At 71.6% G+C, this 15,027-nt stretch carries 15 protein-coding genes; 12 read left to right on the plus strand and 3 right to left on the minus strand.

Annotation, left to right across the window (positions count from 1 at the left end):
* Positions 1 to 116: 116 nt before the first annotated feature.
* Genes ACZ66S_RS11915 through ACZ66S_RS11925 form a run of 3 tightly spaced genes read right to left on the minus strand, consistent with a single transcriptional unit; the run spans position 117 to position 1,272 of the window.
* Complete coding sequence (locus ACZ66S_RS11915) at positions 117 to 248, minus strand: hypothetical protein (protein ID WP_469901357.1); 132 nt, start codon at positions 246 to 248, stop codon at positions 117 to 119.
* Positions 249 to 250: 2 nt separating this feature from the next.
* The gene (locus ACZ66S_RS11920) at positions 251 to 382 is read right to left on the minus strand and encodes a hypothetical protein (protein WP_469901755.1); all 132 of its coding nucleotides are present in this window, start codon (positions 380 to 382) and stop codon (positions 251 to 253) included.
* 2 nt (positions 383 to 384) lie between these two features.
* Positions 385 to 1,272 (minus strand): LysR family transcriptional regulator, encoded by an 888-nt coding sequence (locus ACZ66S_RS11925; RefSeq protein WP_469901358.1) that lies wholly within the window; start codon positions 1,270 to 1,272, stop codon positions 385 to 387.
* A 120-nt stretch (positions 1,273 to 1,392) separates the two neighbouring features.
* Between ACZ66S_RS11925 and ACZ66S_RS11930 the strand changes: the two genes are divergently transcribed.
* From ACZ66S_RS11930 to ACZ66S_RS11985, 12 genes are all read left to right on the plus strand, one after another.
* A complete protein-coding gene (locus tag ACZ66S_RS11930) occupies positions 1,393 to 2,064 on the plus strand; it encodes a succinate dehydrogenase (RefSeq protein WP_469901731.1) in 672 nt (223 codons plus the stop codon).
* A 2-nt stretch (positions 2,065 to 2,066) separates the two neighbouring features.
* A complete protein-coding gene (locus ACZ66S_RS11935) occupies positions 2,067 to 4,016 on the plus strand; it encodes a fumarate reductase/succinate dehydrogenase flavoprotein subunit (RefSeq protein WP_469901359.1) in 1,950 nt (649 codons plus the stop codon).
* Entirely contained in the window at positions 4,013 to 4,762 is a 750-nt protein-coding gene (locus tag ACZ66S_RS11940; protein ID WP_469901360.1) for a succinate dehydrogenase/fumarate reductase iron-sulfur subunit, read from the plus strand. The genes ACZ66S_RS11935 and ACZ66S_RS11940 overlap by 4 nt, the downstream gene beginning before the upstream one ends.
* A gap of 191 nt (positions 4,763 to 4,953) precedes the next feature.
* The gene (locus tag ACZ66S_RS11945) at positions 4,954 to 5,874 is read left to right on the plus strand and encodes an alpha/beta hydrolase (RefSeq protein WP_469901361.1); all 921 of its coding nucleotides are present in this window, start codon (positions 4,954 to 4,956) and stop codon (positions 5,872 to 5,874) included.
* 94 nt (positions 5,875 to 5,968) lie between these two features.
* On the plus strand, positions 5,969 to 6,781 hold the full coding sequence (locus ACZ66S_RS11950; RefSeq protein ID WP_469901362.1) for an IclR family transcriptional regulator: 813 nt from the start codon (positions 5,969 to 5,971) through the stop codon (positions 6,779 to 6,781).
* Between the two features lie 191 nt (positions 6,782 to 6,972).
* Positions 6,973 to 7,620: an ABC transporter permease gene (locus tag ACZ66S_RS11955; protein ID WP_469901363.1), complete on the plus strand. Its 648-nt coding sequence runs from the start codon at positions 6,973 to 6,975 to the stop codon at positions 7,618 to 7,620.
* Complete coding sequence (locus ACZ66S_RS11960) at positions 7,613 to 8,629, plus strand: ABC transporter ATP-binding protein (protein WP_469901364.1); 1,017 nt, start codon at positions 7,613 to 7,615, stop codon at positions 8,627 to 8,629. The genes ACZ66S_RS11955 and ACZ66S_RS11960 overlap by 8 nt, the downstream gene beginning before the upstream one ends.
* A complete protein-coding gene (locus tag ACZ66S_RS11965) occupies positions 8,626 to 9,387 on the plus strand; it encodes an ABC transporter permease (protein ID WP_469901365.1) in 762 nt (253 codons plus the stop codon). Before ACZ66S_RS11960 ends, ACZ66S_RS11965 begins: the two co-directional genes overlap by 4 nt.
* 56 nt (positions 9,388 to 9,443) lie before the next feature.
* Positions 9,444 to 10,394: a glycine betaine ABC transporter substrate-binding protein gene (locus ACZ66S_RS11970; protein WP_469901366.1), complete on the plus strand. Its 951-nt coding sequence runs from the start codon at positions 9,444 to 9,446 to the stop codon at positions 10,392 to 10,394.
* Positions 10,391 to 11,242: a carbon-nitrogen hydrolase family protein gene (locus tag ACZ66S_RS11975; RefSeq protein WP_469901367.1), complete on the plus strand. Its 852-nt coding sequence runs from the start codon at positions 10,391 to 10,393 to the stop codon at positions 11,240 to 11,242. The genes ACZ66S_RS11970 and ACZ66S_RS11975 overlap by 4 nt, the downstream gene beginning before the upstream one ends.
* The gene (locus ACZ66S_RS11980; protein WP_469901368.1) at positions 11,235 to 12,068 is read left to right on the plus strand and encodes a DUF6282 family protein; all 834 of its coding nucleotides are present in this window, start codon (positions 11,235 to 11,237) and stop codon (positions 12,066 to 12,068) included. Before ACZ66S_RS11975 ends, ACZ66S_RS11980 begins: the two co-directional genes overlap by 8 nt.
* 51 nt (positions 12,069 to 12,119) lie before the next feature.
* Positions 12,120 to 14,957 (plus strand): FAD-binding and (Fe-S)-binding domain-containing protein, encoded by a 2,838-nt coding sequence (locus ACZ66S_RS11985; protein WP_469901369.1) that lies wholly within the window; start codon positions 12,120 to 12,122, stop codon positions 14,955 to 14,957.
* The last annotated feature ends 70 nt before the right edge of the window (positions 14,958 to 15,027 follow it).

Below are 15,027 nucleotides of genomic sequence, written 5' to 3' on the forward strand. Positions count from 1 at the left end.
GGCCACAGCGTGCCCGCACCCGCCCGACGACGAACCCGGCACCTCACCAGGCCCGCTGTCCGTACCCCCGCAACCGTTCCCGCACCTCCGCGAGCTGTTCCGGCGTCAGCAGACGCTCAGCGCTCCAGCAGCATCCGCTGCGACTCCCGTGCGGCCCGTGGCGGGGCCACGTCGCTGCGGTGGGCCGGCGTGATCGTCCGGTGCAGTCCGGGCTGGGCGAGCCCCCACCCGGACCGCGTGGCGACCACGCTCAGCGCTCCAGCAGCATCCGCTGCAATTCCCGTGCGGCCCGTGGCGGGGCCACGTCGCTGCGGTGGGCCGGCGTGATCGTCCGGTGCATTCCGGGCTGGGCGAGCCCCCGCCCGGACCGTGTGGCGACCATGCTTAGTGCTCCAGCAGCATCCGCTGCAACTCCCGTGCCGCCCGCGGCGGAGCCACGTCGCTGCGGTGGGCCAGTGCGATCGTCCGGTGGAGGCCGGGGCGGGCGAGCGGGGTGACCCGCAGTCCGCGTCCGGACCGGGTGGCGACCATGCGCGGCACGACGGCCACGCCCAGGCCGGCCCGCACGAAGCCGAGGACGGCGTCCATCTCGCCGCCCTCCACCGCGAAGTCCGGCTCGAAGCCCTCGGCACGGCACGCGGCCACCGTCAGCTCACGCAGGTCGTAGCCGTGCCGGAACATCACCAGTGGCTCGCTCTCCAGGTCGGCGACGCGCACGGTACGGCGGCCGGTCCCCCCGGGCGCGGGCGCCTCCGGCGAGGAGACGACGACCAGGTCCTCGCGCAGCAGCTCCACCGTGGTCAGCGCCGGGGAGGGCGACGGCAGCGGGAGCACCACCAGGGCCAGGTCCAGGGCGCCGCGCGCGAGCAGGCGTACGAGATCGTGGGAGCCGCCCTCCTCGATCATCAGCCGGATGCCGGGATAGCGGTCGTGGAAAGCGCGCAGCACGTCCGGCAGCAGGCCCGTGCACAGACTCGGGGTGGCGCCGAGCCGGACCCGGCCGCCGCGGAGCTGCACCAACTCCTGCACCTCGTGCCGGGCCGTGTCCGCGTCGGCGAGGATGCGGCGGGCCAGCGGCAGCAGGGCCTCGCCCGCGTCGGTGAGGGTGATGTTGCCGCGGGCCCGTGTGAAGAGGTCCGCACCGAGTTCGCGTTCCAGAGCCCGGATCTGCTGCGACAGCGAGGGCTGGGCGACGTGGACCGCCTCGGCCGCGCGGGTGAAGTGGCGGGTCTCGGCGACCGCCACGAAGTACTGGAGCTGCTGGAACTGCATCCTCCTACGATAGCCGCTCCCTATGGAATCAAGCCGGACCATGTCTTGGACCGATCGGGCCCTTCGGCTCTAGCGTCTTGACCCATGGCTCTGGCAACGCGGACGGACCGACGGCCGTCCATGGCACGCACCGTGTGGGACAGCTCCGTCGGCAAGAAGACCGTGATGGCCGTCAGCGGCCTGATCATGCTGCTCTACCTGGTCGTCCACATGATCGGCAACCTGAAGATCTTCTTCGGGGCGGGCGAGTTCAACCACTACGCGCACTGGCTGCGCACGGTGGGCGAACCGTTCATGCACTACGAGTGGACGCTCTGGCTCATCCGGATCGTGCTGGTCCTCGCCGTCGTCGCGCACGCCACCTCGGCCTACCAGCTCAGCCGCCGCGACATCCGGGCGCGCCCGAGCAAGTACGTCCACAGGAAGCCGCGGGCGAGCTACGCGACCCGCACCATGCGCTGGGGCGGGATCATCCTCGGCCTGTTCATCGTGTGGCACCTCCTCGACCTGACGACCGGCACCGTGCACTCCGGCGGCTTCCAGGCGGGCCACCCCTACCAGAACGTCGTGGACACCTTCTCCACCTGGTACGGCAACGTCATCTACATCGTCGCGATGCTCGCCCTCGGCCTGCACGTCCGGCACGGCTTCTGGAGCGCCGCGCAGACCCTCGGCGTCGGCAGCCGCACCCGCGACCGCGCCCTCAAGGCCGTCGCGAACGTCCTCGCACTGCTGCTCACGGCCGGCTTCATCGCCGTACCCGTGGGTGTCATGACCGGAGTGGTGAGCTGAACATGACTTCCTACGCGGACTACTCGACCGGAGCGCCGGTCGTCGACACCAAGGCCCCGCAGGGCCCCGTCAACGAGCGCTGGGACAAGCGCCGTTTCGAGGCCAAGCTGGTCAACCCCGCCAACCGGCGCAAGCACACGGTGATCGTGGTCGGCACGGGTCTCGCGGGCGGCTCCGCGGGCGCCACGCTCGCCGAACAGGGCTACCACGTCGTCCAGTTCTGCTACCAGGACTCCCCGCGCCGCGCCCACTCCATCGCCGCGCAGGGCGGCATCAACGCCGCCAAGAACTACCGCAACGACGGCGACTCGATCCACCGGCTGTTCTACGACACCGTCAAGGGCGGCGACTTCAGGGCGCGTGAGTCCAACGTCCACCGCCTGGCGCAGATCTCGGTCGAGATCATCGACCAGTGCGTGGCGCAGGGCGTGCCCTTCGCGCGCGAGTACGGCGGTCTGCTCGACACCCGCTCCTTCGGCGGGGTCCAGGTCTCCCGGACCTTCTACGCCCGCGGCCAGACCGGTCAGCAGCTCCTGCTCGGGGCGTACCAGGCACTCTCCCGGCAGATCGCGGCCGGGAACATCGAGATGCACGCGCGCACCGAGATGCTCGACCTGATCGTCGTGGACGGCAGGGCGCGCGGGATCGTGGCCCGGGACCTCGTCACCGGCCGCATCGACACCTACTTCGCGGACGCCGTCGTACTGGCCTCCGGCGGCTACGGCAACGTCTTCTACCTGTCGACGAACGCCATGAACTCCAACGCCACCGCCGTCTGGCGGGCCCACCGCCGCGGGGCCCTCTTCGCCAACCCCTGCTTCACCCAGATCCACCCCACCTGCATCCCGCGCACCGGCGACCACCAGTCCAAGCTGACGCTGATGAGCGAGTCGCTGCGCAACGACGGCCGGATCTGGGTGCCGAAGGCCAAGGGCGACGACCGCCCGCCGAACCGGATCCCCGAGGACGAGCGCGACTACTACCTGGAGCGCATCTACCCGTCCTTCGGCAACCTGGTCCCCCGCGACATCGCCTCCCGCGCCGCGAAGAACGTCTGCGACGAGGGCAGGGGAGTAGGACCGGGCGGACAGGGCGTCTACCTGGACTTCGCCGACGCCATCCAGCGCATGGGCCGCAAGGCCGTCGAGGCCAAGTACGGCAACCTCTTCGACATGTACCAGCGGATCACCGACGAGGATCCGTACGAGGTGCCGATGCGGATCTATCCCGCCGTGCACTACACGATGGGCGGCCTGTGGGTCGACTACGACCTCCAGACCACGATCCCGGGCCTGTTCGCGATCGGTGAGGCCAACTTCTCCGACCACGGGGCCAACCGGCTCGGCGCCTCCGCGCTGATGCAGGGCCTCGCCGACGGCTACTTCGTGCTGCCGGCCACCATCAACGACTACCTCGCCCGCAACCCGCACCAGGACGCGGTGACCGACGAACACCCCGCCGTCCAGGAGGTGTTGGCGGAGACCGAGGACCGGCTCCACCTGCTCCTCGCCGTCGACGGCGACCGCACCCCGGACTCCTTCCACCGTGAAGTCGGGGAACTCATGTGGGAGTTCTGCGGGATGGCCCGCACCGACTCCGGGCTGCGCAAGGCCCTTGAGCGCATCCCGCAGATCCGCGAGGAGTTCTGGCGGCGCATCAAGGTGCCGGGCACCGGCGAGGAGTTCAACCAGTCGCTGGAGAAGGCGAACCGCGTCGTCGACTACCTGGAGCTCGCCGAGCTGATGTGCCTCGACGCGCTGCACCGCGCCGAGTCCTGCGGCGGCCACTTCCGCGAGGAGTCCCAGACCCCGGACGGCGAAGCGGCCCGCGACGACGACGCGTTCGCCTACGCGGCGGCCTGGGAGTTCACCGCCACCGGCGAGGCCCCCGTCCTGCACAAGGAAGACCTGGTCTTCGAGTACGTCCACCCCACCCAGCGGAGCTACGCATGAAGCTCACCCTGCGCGTCTGGCGGCAGAAGAACGCCGACGCCGACGGAGCGATGTCCACGTACGAGGTGGACGGCATCTCGTCCGACATGTCCTTCCTGGAGATGCTGGACACCCTCAACGAGGAGCTCATCCTGCGCGGTGAGGACCCGGTGGCCTTCGACCACGACTGCCGCGAGGGCATCTGCGGCGCGTGCTCGCTCGTCATCAACGGCGACGCCCACGGACCCGAGCGGACGACCACCTGCCAACTGCACATGCGGTCCTTCTCGGACGGCGACACGATCGACGTCGAGCCGTGGCGGGCGTCCGCGTTCCCGGTCATCAAGGACCTGGTCGTGGACCGGACGGCCTTCGACCGGATCATCCAGGCCGGCGGGTACATCACGGCGCCCACCGGATCTGCTCCCGAGGCACACGCCACGCCGGTGCCCAAGCCGGACGCCGACCTCGCCTTCGAGCACGCCGAGTGCATCGGGTGCGGGGCGTGCGTGGCCGCCTGCCCCAACGGAGCGGCCATGCTCTTCACCTCGGCCAAGGTCAACCACCTCAACGTGCTGCCCCAGGGGGCGCCGGAGCGGGAGACCCGGGTCCTCGACATGGTGGCGCAGATGGACGAGGAGGGCTTCGGCGGCTGCACGCTGACCGGCGAGTGCGCGACCGCCTGTCCGAAGGGGATTCCGCTGGTCTCCATCACCAGCATGAACAAGGAGTGGCTGCGGGCGACCAGGAAGGTCGCCAAGCGCTGAGAGACGTTCGCCGACGAGGTGCGGACGGGTGGGGTCGGACGTGGTGCTCAGGTCCGGCCCCATCACGGCGTCCCGGCGCGCACGGCCGTTGCAAAATATGCACTCCACTGTTGCGCTGACCGCATCATGCCTTGAGAGTGGCCGCCCAAGACCTGCTGGTCTCCCCGGTCGGACCCACCCAAGGAAGCACCGTGATCGAGAAGGACACCGCGTTCTACAGCGAGGGCAGCCGCCTCAAGGCCACGATCTACCATCCCGACGACCTGCCGGACGGCGGGCCGCAGCCGGCGCTGGTGATCAACTCCGGCTACCAGGGATTCAACGAGTTCTACCCGAAGCTGTTCGCCCGGCGGATGACCGAGCGCGGCTTCGTCTGCCTCGGCTTCGACTACCGCGGCATGGCGGACAGCGAGGGGGAGAAGGGCCGGGTCCTGATCGAGGAGCAGGCCCAGGACGTACGCAACGCGGTGACGTTCTTCCGCTCGCAGGACACCGTCGACCCCCGCCGGGTCGGCCTGGTCGGCTGGGGCATGGGTGCCGCCAACGTCGTCCTCGCCGCCGAGAAGACCGGCGACGTCGCCGGCGTGGCCGCCCTGAACGGCTTCTACGACGGCGAGCGCTGGCTCCGGTCCATCCACACCTACGACGAGTTCCTGAAGATCGTCGACGAGGTGCGGGACGACCGGGTCAACCGGGTCCTGCGCGGCGAGTCCAGGCTGGCGGACACCTTCGCCCACTACCCGCTCGACCCCGCGACCGGTGACTACGTGGAGAAGGAGCTCTCGCAGGTCCACGGCTTCGGGCACCCGACCCGCCTGCAGTTCACGGAGTCCGTCCTGGACCTGAAGGTGGAGCACGTGGTGGCGAACCTCGCGCCGATCCCCCTCTTCATCGGCCACGGCGAGCAGAACGCGCTGCACCCCTACGAGGAGGCCCGGTCCCTCTACGCGGCCGCCGCCTCGCCCAAGACCCTGTACACGATCCAGGGGCGGCACAACGACTTCATGTACGGCGACCACCCGGAGTTCCTGCTCCTGTGCGACCGCCTGAAGGAGTTCTTCGACGAGGCGTTCAGCGTCTCCGCGGCTCCCGCACGGAGCGTCTCGGCCTGACGGCCCGCCGCGGGCGGTGCGGCGGACGCGACACCGTGTCGCGGGCGCTGCCGCCCCTTCTCCTGCCCTTTCATACCGCTACAGAGGATCCGGTATGGCTCCTGAGCACAAGCAGACCGCACGGACACAAGCCGCGCGAAGCGGCGCTTCGCGTGTGATGGCGATCCTGGACGCGCTCGCCTCGGCCGACCCGGCCGTCTTCCCGGACGGGCTGAGCGTGGCCGACGTCGCCAGGGTGCTGGAGCGCGAGAAGTCCGTCGTGTCCCGGCAGCTCAAGAGCCTCCTGGAGACGGGCATGGTCGCCCGACGCGACTCGGGGCGCTACGAGCTGAGCTGGCGGCTCTTCGCGCTGGCGGTCCGGGCGGGGGACCAGCGGTTGACCAAGCTCGCGGCCCCGTTGCTGCTCAGGCTGACCGAGACCGTACGGGAGCGCACCTACCTGAGCGTGCTCAGCGACGGCGAGGTGCTCACCGTGCTGTCGGAAGGCTCCCGGCGCTCGATCGAGGCCGCGAACTGGGTGGGCCGTACGATCCCGGTCCACCACAGTTCCAGCGGCATGGCCCTGGTGATGGACTACGAGGACGAGCACGTCCTCGACCTGGCCCGGCGCGGTGCGGGCGGGGTCTCGGACCGGGAGGCCCGCGCGTTCCTCGCCCAGGTGCGGGAGGCCCGCGAGCGCGGATACACGGTCGCGAACCGCATCTTCGACCCGGAGCTCCTCGGCATCGGGGCACCGGTCAGGGACTTCACCGGGCGGATCAAGGCCGCGGTGAACATCTCCGGTCCCGCCTTCCGGATCGAACCGCACATCCAGGCCTTCGGCGGGCACCTGCTCGCCGCGGTCAAGGCCCTGCAGGCCTCCCTCCGCTCCGACGTGCGCCCCGGCGCCGCCCCGGGCGACCTCTGACCGGCCCCGAGGGCCACCCGCACCGGTCCGTTCGCGTGCCGAACCGCCGAACCGCATCCCCGTAGGACCTCATCACCGGAGAACACCATGCGACATCTCGCTCGTCCCCGTTCCGCGTGCGCACCCGCCGGCCCCCTGACGCCGGCCCTCCGCACGGTCGCGAGCCGTGCCCGCGGGGGGTCGGCCACCCCATGAGCCTCGTCTCCTACCTCAGCGACAACTCCGGCTACCTGATCTTCCTGGCCGAGCAGCACATCGAACTCGTCCTGATCAGCGTCGCGTTGTCCGCGGTCATCGGGATCGGGCTCGCCCTGCTCACCCAGTCCGCCCCCGGCCCGCGCCACGTCCTGCTGTCCGTCACCGGGTCCCTGCTGACCATCCCGTCGTTCGCCCTGTTCGCGCTCATGATCCCGGTCCTCGGGCTCGGCATCGCCCCGACGATCGCCGCCCTCACCGTCTACGGGATCTTCCCGATCCTGCGGAACACGGTCACCGGCATCGAGGAGGTCGATCCGGCGGTCGTCGAGGCGGCGCGTGGTCTCGGCATGGGTTCGGCGCAGCGGATGCGGACCGTCGTCCTGCCGCTGGCCTGGCCGGTGATCCTCAACGGGATCCGCACGGCGACGATCATGCTGGTCGCGACGGCGGCCATCGGAGCGGTCGTACGGGGCCCCGGGCTGGGCCAGTTGATCTTCCGCGGCCTCGAACGCATCGGCGGGGCCAACGCGTTGGAGGAAGCCCTGTCCGGAGTGATCGGAGTGGTGCTCGTCGCTCTGGTCCTCGACCTGCTGTTCGTCGTGATCGCCAGGATCACTGCTCTGCGAGGCCTGCATGTCTGACAGGACCACCCCCGGCGCCGCCCCCGGCTCCGACACCATGATCTTTCTGGACGCGGTCTCGAAGCAGTACCCGGGCCAGGACACGGCGGCCGTCTCCGAGCTCTCGCTGGAGATCCGGCGCGGCGAGTTCGTCGTCCTGGTCGGCCCGTCCGGATGCGGGAAGACCACCACCCTGCGGATGATCAACCGGCTCGTCCAACCGACCCACGGGCGGATCTTCATCGACGGCCGGGACGTCACCCACGCCGACGTGGACGACCTGCGGCGCGGCATCGGCTACGTCATCCAGCAGATCGGCCTGCTGCCCCACCTGACGATCGCGGACAACATAGCCCTCGTGCCCAAGATGCTCGGGACGAAGAAGTCCGAGCGCCGCCGCAGGGCGACCGAACTCCTGGAGACGGTCGGACTCGACCCGGCCACCTACGCCGACCGGTACCCCCGCCAGCTCTCCGGTGGCCAGCAGCAGAGAGTCGGTGTGGCCCGCGCCCTCGCCGCCGATCCGCCGGTGATGCTGATGGACGAGCCGTTCGGTGCCGTGGACCCCATCGCGCGGGAGAAGCTCCAGATGGAGTTCCTGCGGCTCCAGGAACGCATCCGCAAGACGATCGTGATGGTCACGCACGACATCGACGAGGCCCTGCGGCTGGGCGACCGCATCGCCATCTTCGGGCCCGGCTCCCGGCTGGCGCAGTTCGACACCCCCCTGGAGATCCTCACCCACCCCGCCGACGACTTCGTCCGCGACTTCGTCGGTTCCGGCGCTCCGGTCCGGCGGCTGTCCCTGCTGAAGGTCGCCGACGTGGTCGCCACCGCCCCGGTCGTCGCACCGGGCGCCGCGAACGTCATCGCGATCGACGGCGACGAAAGCGTCCACCGGGCGCTCGAACTGGTCCTGGCCTCCCGCGCGGAGGGCATCGAGGTCACCGTCCCCGGGGACGGCAGCCGCTACCTCGACCTCCAGACCCTGCTCACCGCCGCCGCCCAGCCGGCGAAGGTCCTCTCATGAGCACCGCGGCGGTCCAGGCGGTCTCCACCCGCCCCGGAGCACGCCGTTCCAGGGCGTGGATCCAGCCGCTGGTCGTCCTCGCCCTGCTCGGAGTCCTCTGGGCCTACGTCGGCTCCCTGCACCTGGACTCCATCGAGAGCCGCACCCTGACCTCCGAGGCGGTGACGAGCGCACTGTGGGAGCACGTCCAGCTCGTCGCCGCCTCGACGCTGCTGACCATCGCCGTCGGGGTGCCCCTCGGCGTGCTGCTGACCCGGCCCGGCATCAGCAGGGCCGGAGTGGTCGTGCTCGCGGTGGCCAACGCCAGCCAGGCGGTGCCGTCCATCGGTGTGCTGGTGATCCTCGCCATGGTCTTCGGCGTCGGCTTCTGGATGGCCGTGGTCGCCCTCGTGCTGTACGCCCTGCTGCCCGTGCTGCGCAACACCATGGTCGGCATCCGCCAGGTCGACCCCGCGCTGATCGACGCGGGGCGCGGCATGGGGATGAGCCCCCGCCACGTGCTCCTCACCATCGAACTGCCCCTGGCGGTCCCGGTGATGCTGGCCGGCATCCGCGTGGCGCTGATCCTGAACGTCGGCGTGGCCACCCTCGCCGCGTTCACCAACGCCGGCGGCCTCGGCTCCGTCATCTCCTCCGGCATCTCCCTCGACCGGACCCCGGTCCTCGTCGTCGGCAGCGCCCTGACCATGGCCCTGGCCCTGACCGTGGACTGGCTGGCCGGTCTGGCCGAACGGGTCCTGCGCCCGCGCGGCATCTGACCCCGCTCCCGTCCACGCGTCCCGCACACCGTCACAGCACCACGAAAGGCTTCAGCATGCGCAGAAACATCGTGGCCGCGGCAAGTCTGCTCGGCCTCGCCCTCACCAGCGGCTGCGCTCTCGGCAGCACCGGCGCCGACGAGGGCAGCGGTCCCGCCGGGAGCGGTCCCCTCAAAGGGGCCACCGTGAACGTCGCCTCCAAGAACTTCACCGAGCAGTTGCTGCTGTGCGAGATCACCGCCCAGCGGCTCGAGTCGCAGGGCGCGAAGGTCAAGCGCACCTGCGGGATGAGCGGCACCAACGCCGTCCGTGCCGCGCTGACCAGCGGCTCCGTCGACGCGTACTGGGAGTACACGGGCACCGGCTGGCTGGCCCTCCAGCAGCAGGGCAAGCCCACCGACCCGCAGGCCGTCTACCGGAAGGTCAGCACCCTCGACAGGAGCGAGAACAACGTGGTGTGGCTCCCGCCGGCGGCGGCCAACAACACCTACGCCGTCGCCGTGAAGACCGCGACGGCGAAGAAGCTGGGCGTCGCCACGCTCTCCGAGTACGCCGCACTCGCCGCGAAGGACGCCGGCAGCGCCCGCTTCTGCGGGGCCTCGGAGTTCTTCGGACGCGACGACGGCTGGTCCGGGCTCCAGAAGGCGTACGGTTTCAGCCTGCCCAAGAGCGATGTGGCGGAGCTCGCCGAGGGGCCGATCTACAACGCCGTCGCCAAGGGCGACCCGTGCGCCTTCGGCGAGGTGTTCGCCACCGACGGCCGGATCTCCGCGCTCGGACTGACCGTGCTGCAGGACGACAAGAAGTACTTCCCGCCCTACAACCTCTCGCTGAACGTCCGGGGGTCCGTCCTGAAGAAGTACCCGAGGATCGAGACGGTGATGGACCCGGTGAGCCAACTGCTGACCACCGCCACCCTGCAGAAGCTCAACGCGCAGATCGACGTGGACGGCAAGCGGCCGGAGGAGGTGGCGAGCCAGTGGCTCAGCAGCAACAAGCTCAAGTGACAGGGGACTTGGCGGCGCCCGGCGTGCTGCGCGTGGCGCTCCTGCAGACCGCGCCCGTCCCCGGCGCGGTGGAGGAGAACCTAGCCCGGATCGCCGAACTGCACCACGGCCTCGCCGGTACGGTCGACCTCGCCGTCACCCCGGAGCTGTCGGCCAACGGCTACGGATCCGCTCCGCCCGAGACCTTCGCCGCCGACGACCCACGGCTCGCCGCGCTCGCGGCCCAGGGCGTCGGCGTGGGATTCGCCGAGCGCAGCGCCTGCGGACCGCCCTGGAACTCCTACCTGCTGTCCGACCCGACGACCGGGACCCGGCACCTGCACCGCAAACTGCAGCCCGTCTCCTACCCGCCCTGGAACGAACACCTCCTGTTCCGGCCCGGCGCGGAGCTGCGGACCGCCGACTTCCGCGCGGCCAGGATCGCCACGGCCATCTGCAACGACATGTGGCATCCCGTCATCCCCTGGACGGCGGCCCGGCGCGGTGCCGAGGTCCTGGTCGTCCCCGTGGCCAGCATGGAGGGCCCCGACCCCGCGGGGATCCGCCGCACCTGGGAGGTCATCCTGGAACACACCGCCCTGCTGCTCCAGTGCTACGTCGTCTTCGTCAACCAGTGCGGTACGCACGACGGGACGCGGTTCTGGGGCGGCTCACGGGTCCTGGGCCCGGACGGCGTCGTCCTCACCCGGCTCGGGGACGGACCGGGCGCCGCCGTCGCCGAGCTCGACATGGCGGCCCTGCGCCGCCTCCGCTCCGAGGTCCCCCTGCTCGCCGAGTCCCGGACCGGGTACCTGGCCTCGTCGTGCGCGACGGACCGGCACCCCGAAAGCGAGCAGCTCCGTGTTTGACGTCCATGTCCACGCCGCCCCGGACGTGCTCGACCGGATCGGCCACGACGACCAGATCGGCGCGAGCTACGCCGCGGCCGGCTACCGCGGCTTCGTCCTGAAGGCGCACCACGAGTCGACCGTGGGCCGGGCCAGCGCCCTCGCCCGCTCGTCCGGCCTCGACGTCGTGGGCGGCCTCGCCCTCAACCGTGCCGTCGGCGGGATCAACCCGGCGGCCGTCCTCTCGGCGCTCGCCTCCGGCGGCCGGGTCGTGTGGTTCCCCACCGCCGACTCCCACACCCAGGAGTCCGCCCGGCTGCCCCGACTGGGGGACCTGGACGGCCGCCTGGACCGCTCCGTGCTCGCCGTGCCCCCGGTGCTGGCCGCGGACGACCCGGCGGTCGGGGACACCGCCCTCGTGCTCGACCTGATCGCCGAGCACGACGCGGTGCTGTGCACCGGGCACGTCAGCGGCGCGGAGTGCCGGTGGCTCCTGGACCAGGCCCTGACCAGGGGCATCGACAGGTTCCTGCTCACGCACCCGTCGTACACCGTCCCGGGCATGGCGGTCGGGGAGATCGCCGAGCTCGCCGAGCGCGGCGCCCATGTCGAGATCACCGCCTACCAGCTCCTGCACCAGCCCGGGATGACCCCCGCCCGCCTGGCCGCCGTGGCGCGGGCGGCAGGGCCGCGTCTGGTGCTGGCCTCCGACGCGGGACAGCCCGACAGCCCCGAGCCGCCCGCCGCCCTGGAACAGCTCGTCCAGGCCCTCGCCGCCGAGGGCCTGGACCCCGGACGGCTTCGGGACGCGGCCGGGACCGTCCCCGCCGAGCTCGTCCTCCCGTGACGGCCGGCAGGCCCCACGGCCCCCTTCGAACCGTACGATGTGGACGCGACCATGGCAGATGACCCGACGACCCCCACCGAGGCGTTCCTGGACGCCCTGCGCGCACGGCTCGGCGACCTCGTCGACGGCTCGTCCGCGACCAGGGCGCTCTACTCGACCGACGCCTCGAACTACCGGATCGTCCCCCGGTGCGTGCTCACCCCCCGGTCCACGGACGACGTGATCGCCGCCGTCGGCATCGCCCGCGCCCACGGGGTCCCCGTCACCGTCAGGGGAGGGGGCACCTCCTGCGCGGGCAACGCCGTGGGCCCCGGTCTCGTGATCGACTTCTCCCGCCACATGAACCGCGTCCTGTCGGTCGACCCCGACTCCGCGACGGCCGTGGTCCAGCCCGGAGCGATCCTGAGCACCCTCCAGCAGGCGGCCCTGCCCCACGGACTGCGGTTCGGCCCCGATCCGTCCACCGCCACCCGGTGCACGATCGGCGGGATGATCGGCAACAACGCCTGCGGACCGCACGGACTGTCCTACGGGCGCACGGCCGACAACGTGGTGTCCCTGACCTGGCTGACCGGCGGCGGCGAGGTCGTCACGGCCGGATCGGGCCGCGCCGCGCTCGCGGCCGTACCCGGCCTGGACTCCTTCGTCGCGGCGAACCTGGCCGTCCTGCGCACCGAGTTCGGCCGCTTCGGACGCCAGATCTCCGGCTACTCCCTGGAACACCTGCTGCCGGAGAACGGACACAACCTAGCGGCCGCCCTCACCGGCACCGAGGGCAGTTGCGGCATCCTCCTCGAAGCGGTGGTCACCCTGGTGCCCCGGGCGCCCGCACCGGCCCTGGCCGTCCTCGGGTACCCCGACATGGCGGCGGCCGCGGACGACGTACCGCGTCTGCTGCCCTTCGAGCCGCTCGCCCTGGAGGGGCTGGACGCCCAGCTCGTCGACGTGGTCCGCCGGGCGCACGGCAGCGCCGGTGTCCCCACCCTGCCCGCGGGCGGGGGCTGGCTGATCGCGGAGGTCGGCGGTGCCGGATCGGACGAGGCCGTCGAGGCGGCCCGACAGCTCGTGGCCGCCTCCGGCTGCGGCGACGCCGTCGTGCTGCCCGCGGGCCCCGAGGCGACGAGGCTCTGGCAGATCCGCGCCGACGGCGCGGGCCTGGCCGGCCGCACCGCCGACGGCAAGCAGGCCTGGCCGGGCTGGGAGGACTCCGCCGTGCCCCCGGAACGGCTCGGTGACTACCTGCGCGGACTCGAGGCCCTGATGGCCGAGGAGAACGTCTCCGGCCTCGCCTACGGACACTTCGGCGACGGGTGCGTCCACCTGCGCGTCGACTTCCCGCTGCACACCGGGGGCGCGCCCATGCGCAGGTTCCTCGAACGCGCCGCCGCCCTGGCCGCCGAGCACGGCGGCTCCCTGTCCGGCGAGCACGGGGACGGGCGGGCCCGCTCCGAGCTCCTGCCGACCATGTACAGTCCCGAAGCCCTGCGTGCCATGGCGGACTTCAAGGCCCTGCTGGACCCCGAGGACGTCATGAACCCCGGTGTCGTCGTCCGCCCGGCCCCGCTCGACGCCGACCTGCGCCGTCCGCAGGCCCGCGGGCTCCGGGCCACCGACGGCTTCGCCTTCGCACACGACGGCGGAGACATCACCGACGCCGTCCACCGGTGCGTCGGGGTCGGCAAGTGCCGGGCCGACCTGCGCGCGGAGGGCGGTTTCATGTGCCCGTCCTACCTCGCCACCCGGGAGGAGAAGGACTCCACGCGGGGCCGCGCCCGGATGCTCCAGGAAATGCTCAACGGCGGTGTCCTGAAGGCCGGTTGGCGCTCACCCGAGCTCCATGACGCCCTCGACCTGTGCCTGAGCTGCAAGGCCTGTGCGAGCGACTGCCCGACCGGTATCGACATGGCCACGTTCAAGTCGGAGACCCTCCACCGGACGTACCGGAGGCGGCTGCGTCCGCTCAGCCACTACACGCTCGGCCGGCTCCCGCAGTGGCTCAGGCTCGCGGCGCCGCTGGCCCCGCTCGTCAACCTCCTCGGCCGTGTCCCCCCGCTCCGCAGGGCGATGACGGCGATGATGGGGGCCGACCGCCGCCGTTCGCTGCCGACGCTGCCGCGCAGGCCGTTCCGCCGGAGCGGACCGCCCGGGAGCGTGGGAGCGCGGACGGGCGGCCCGAAGATCCTGCTGTGGGTCGACTCCTTCTCCGACGCCCTCAGTCCGGACATCCCCCGGGACGCCCTGGAGGTTCTCGCCGCCGCGGGCTGCGACGTCGAGATCGCCGCCCCCGGCGCCTGCTGCGGACTGACCCTCGTCTCCACCGGCCAGCTCACCGCCGCGAAAGCCAGGCTGCGCAGGACCGTCGACCTCCTGATCCCGCACGTCAGGGACGGCAGGACGGTCGTCGGCCTCGAACCGAGCTGCACCGCCACACTCCGCTCCGACCTGGTGGAACTCCTCGCCGACGACCCGCGCGCCGCCGAGCTCTCCCGCTCGGTCAGGACCGTCGCCGAGTTCCTCACCTCCATCGGCTGGACACCACCGCGAGCGGCCGGGGAACTCCTCGTCCAGCCCCATTGCCACCATCACGCCGTCATGGGCTACGACGCCGACCGGGCCCTCCTGGAGGCCATGGGCTGCGACGTCGAGATCTCGGCGGGGTGCTGCGGCCTCGCCGGGAACTTCGGTATGGAGAAGGGCCATTACGAGGTCTCCGCGAGGATCGCCCAGGACGGCATCCTCGCCAGGGCGGCCGCGAGCCCCGGGCGGCGGATCCTCGCCGACGGGTTCTCCTGCCGCACCCAGGTGCGGGACCTCGCCGGCCTCGACAGCCGCCACCTCGTGCAGATCATCGCCGAGGCCCTGCGACGCACCACCGCCGAAGGGTCCTGAAGCCGCGCGAACCCGGCGGCGTACGAGGACCACGGCGGCGGCCGACAGCGGCCTGACCCCGGGACGCCCT

The organism is Streptomyces sp. NPDC107471 (assembly GCF_055582845.1).

Coding starts and splice junctions, on each gene's coding strand:
- ACZ66S_RS11925 (WP_469901358.1), bottom strand. CDS start 1,272: ATGCAGTTCCAGCAGCTCCAGTACTTCGTGGCGGTCGCCGAGACCCGC.
- ACZ66S_RS11935 (WP_469901359.1), top strand. CDS start 2,067: ATGACTTCCTACGCGGACTACTCGACCGGAGCGCCGGTCGTCGACACC.
- ACZ66S_RS11970 (WP_469901366.1), top strand. CDS start 9,444: ATGCGCAGAAACATCGTGGCCGCGGCAAGTCTGCTCGGCCTCGCCCTC.
- ACZ66S_RS11955 (WP_469901363.1), top strand. CDS start 6,973: ATGAGCCTCGTCTCCTACCTCAGCGACAACTCCGGCTACCTGATCTTC.
- ACZ66S_RS11960 (WP_469901364.1), top strand. CDS start 7,613: ATGTCTGACAGGACCACCCCCGGCGCCGCCCCCGGCTCCGACACCATG.
- ACZ66S_RS11985 (WP_469901369.1), top strand. CDS start 12,120: ATGGCAGATGACCCGACGACCCCCACCGAGGCGTTCCTGGACGCCCTG.
- ACZ66S_RS11950 (WP_469901362.1), top strand. CDS start 5,969: ATGGCTCCTGAGCACAAGCAGACCGCACGGACACAAGCCGCGCGAAGC.
- ACZ66S_RS11965 (WP_469901365.1), top strand. CDS start 8,626: ATGAGCACCGCGGCGGTCCAGGCGGTCTCCACCCGCCCCGGAGCACGC.
- ACZ66S_RS11930 (WP_469901731.1), top strand. CDS start 1,393: ATGGCACGCACCGTGTGGGACAGCTCCGTCGGCAAGAAGACCGTGATG.
- ACZ66S_RS11940 (WP_469901360.1), top strand. CDS start 4,013: ATGAAGCTCACCCTGCGCGTCTGGCGGCAGAAGAACGCCGACGCCGAC.
- ACZ66S_RS11920 (WP_469901755.1), bottom strand. CDS start 382: ATGGTCGCCACACGGTCCGGGCGGGGGCTCGCCCAGCCCGGAATGCAC.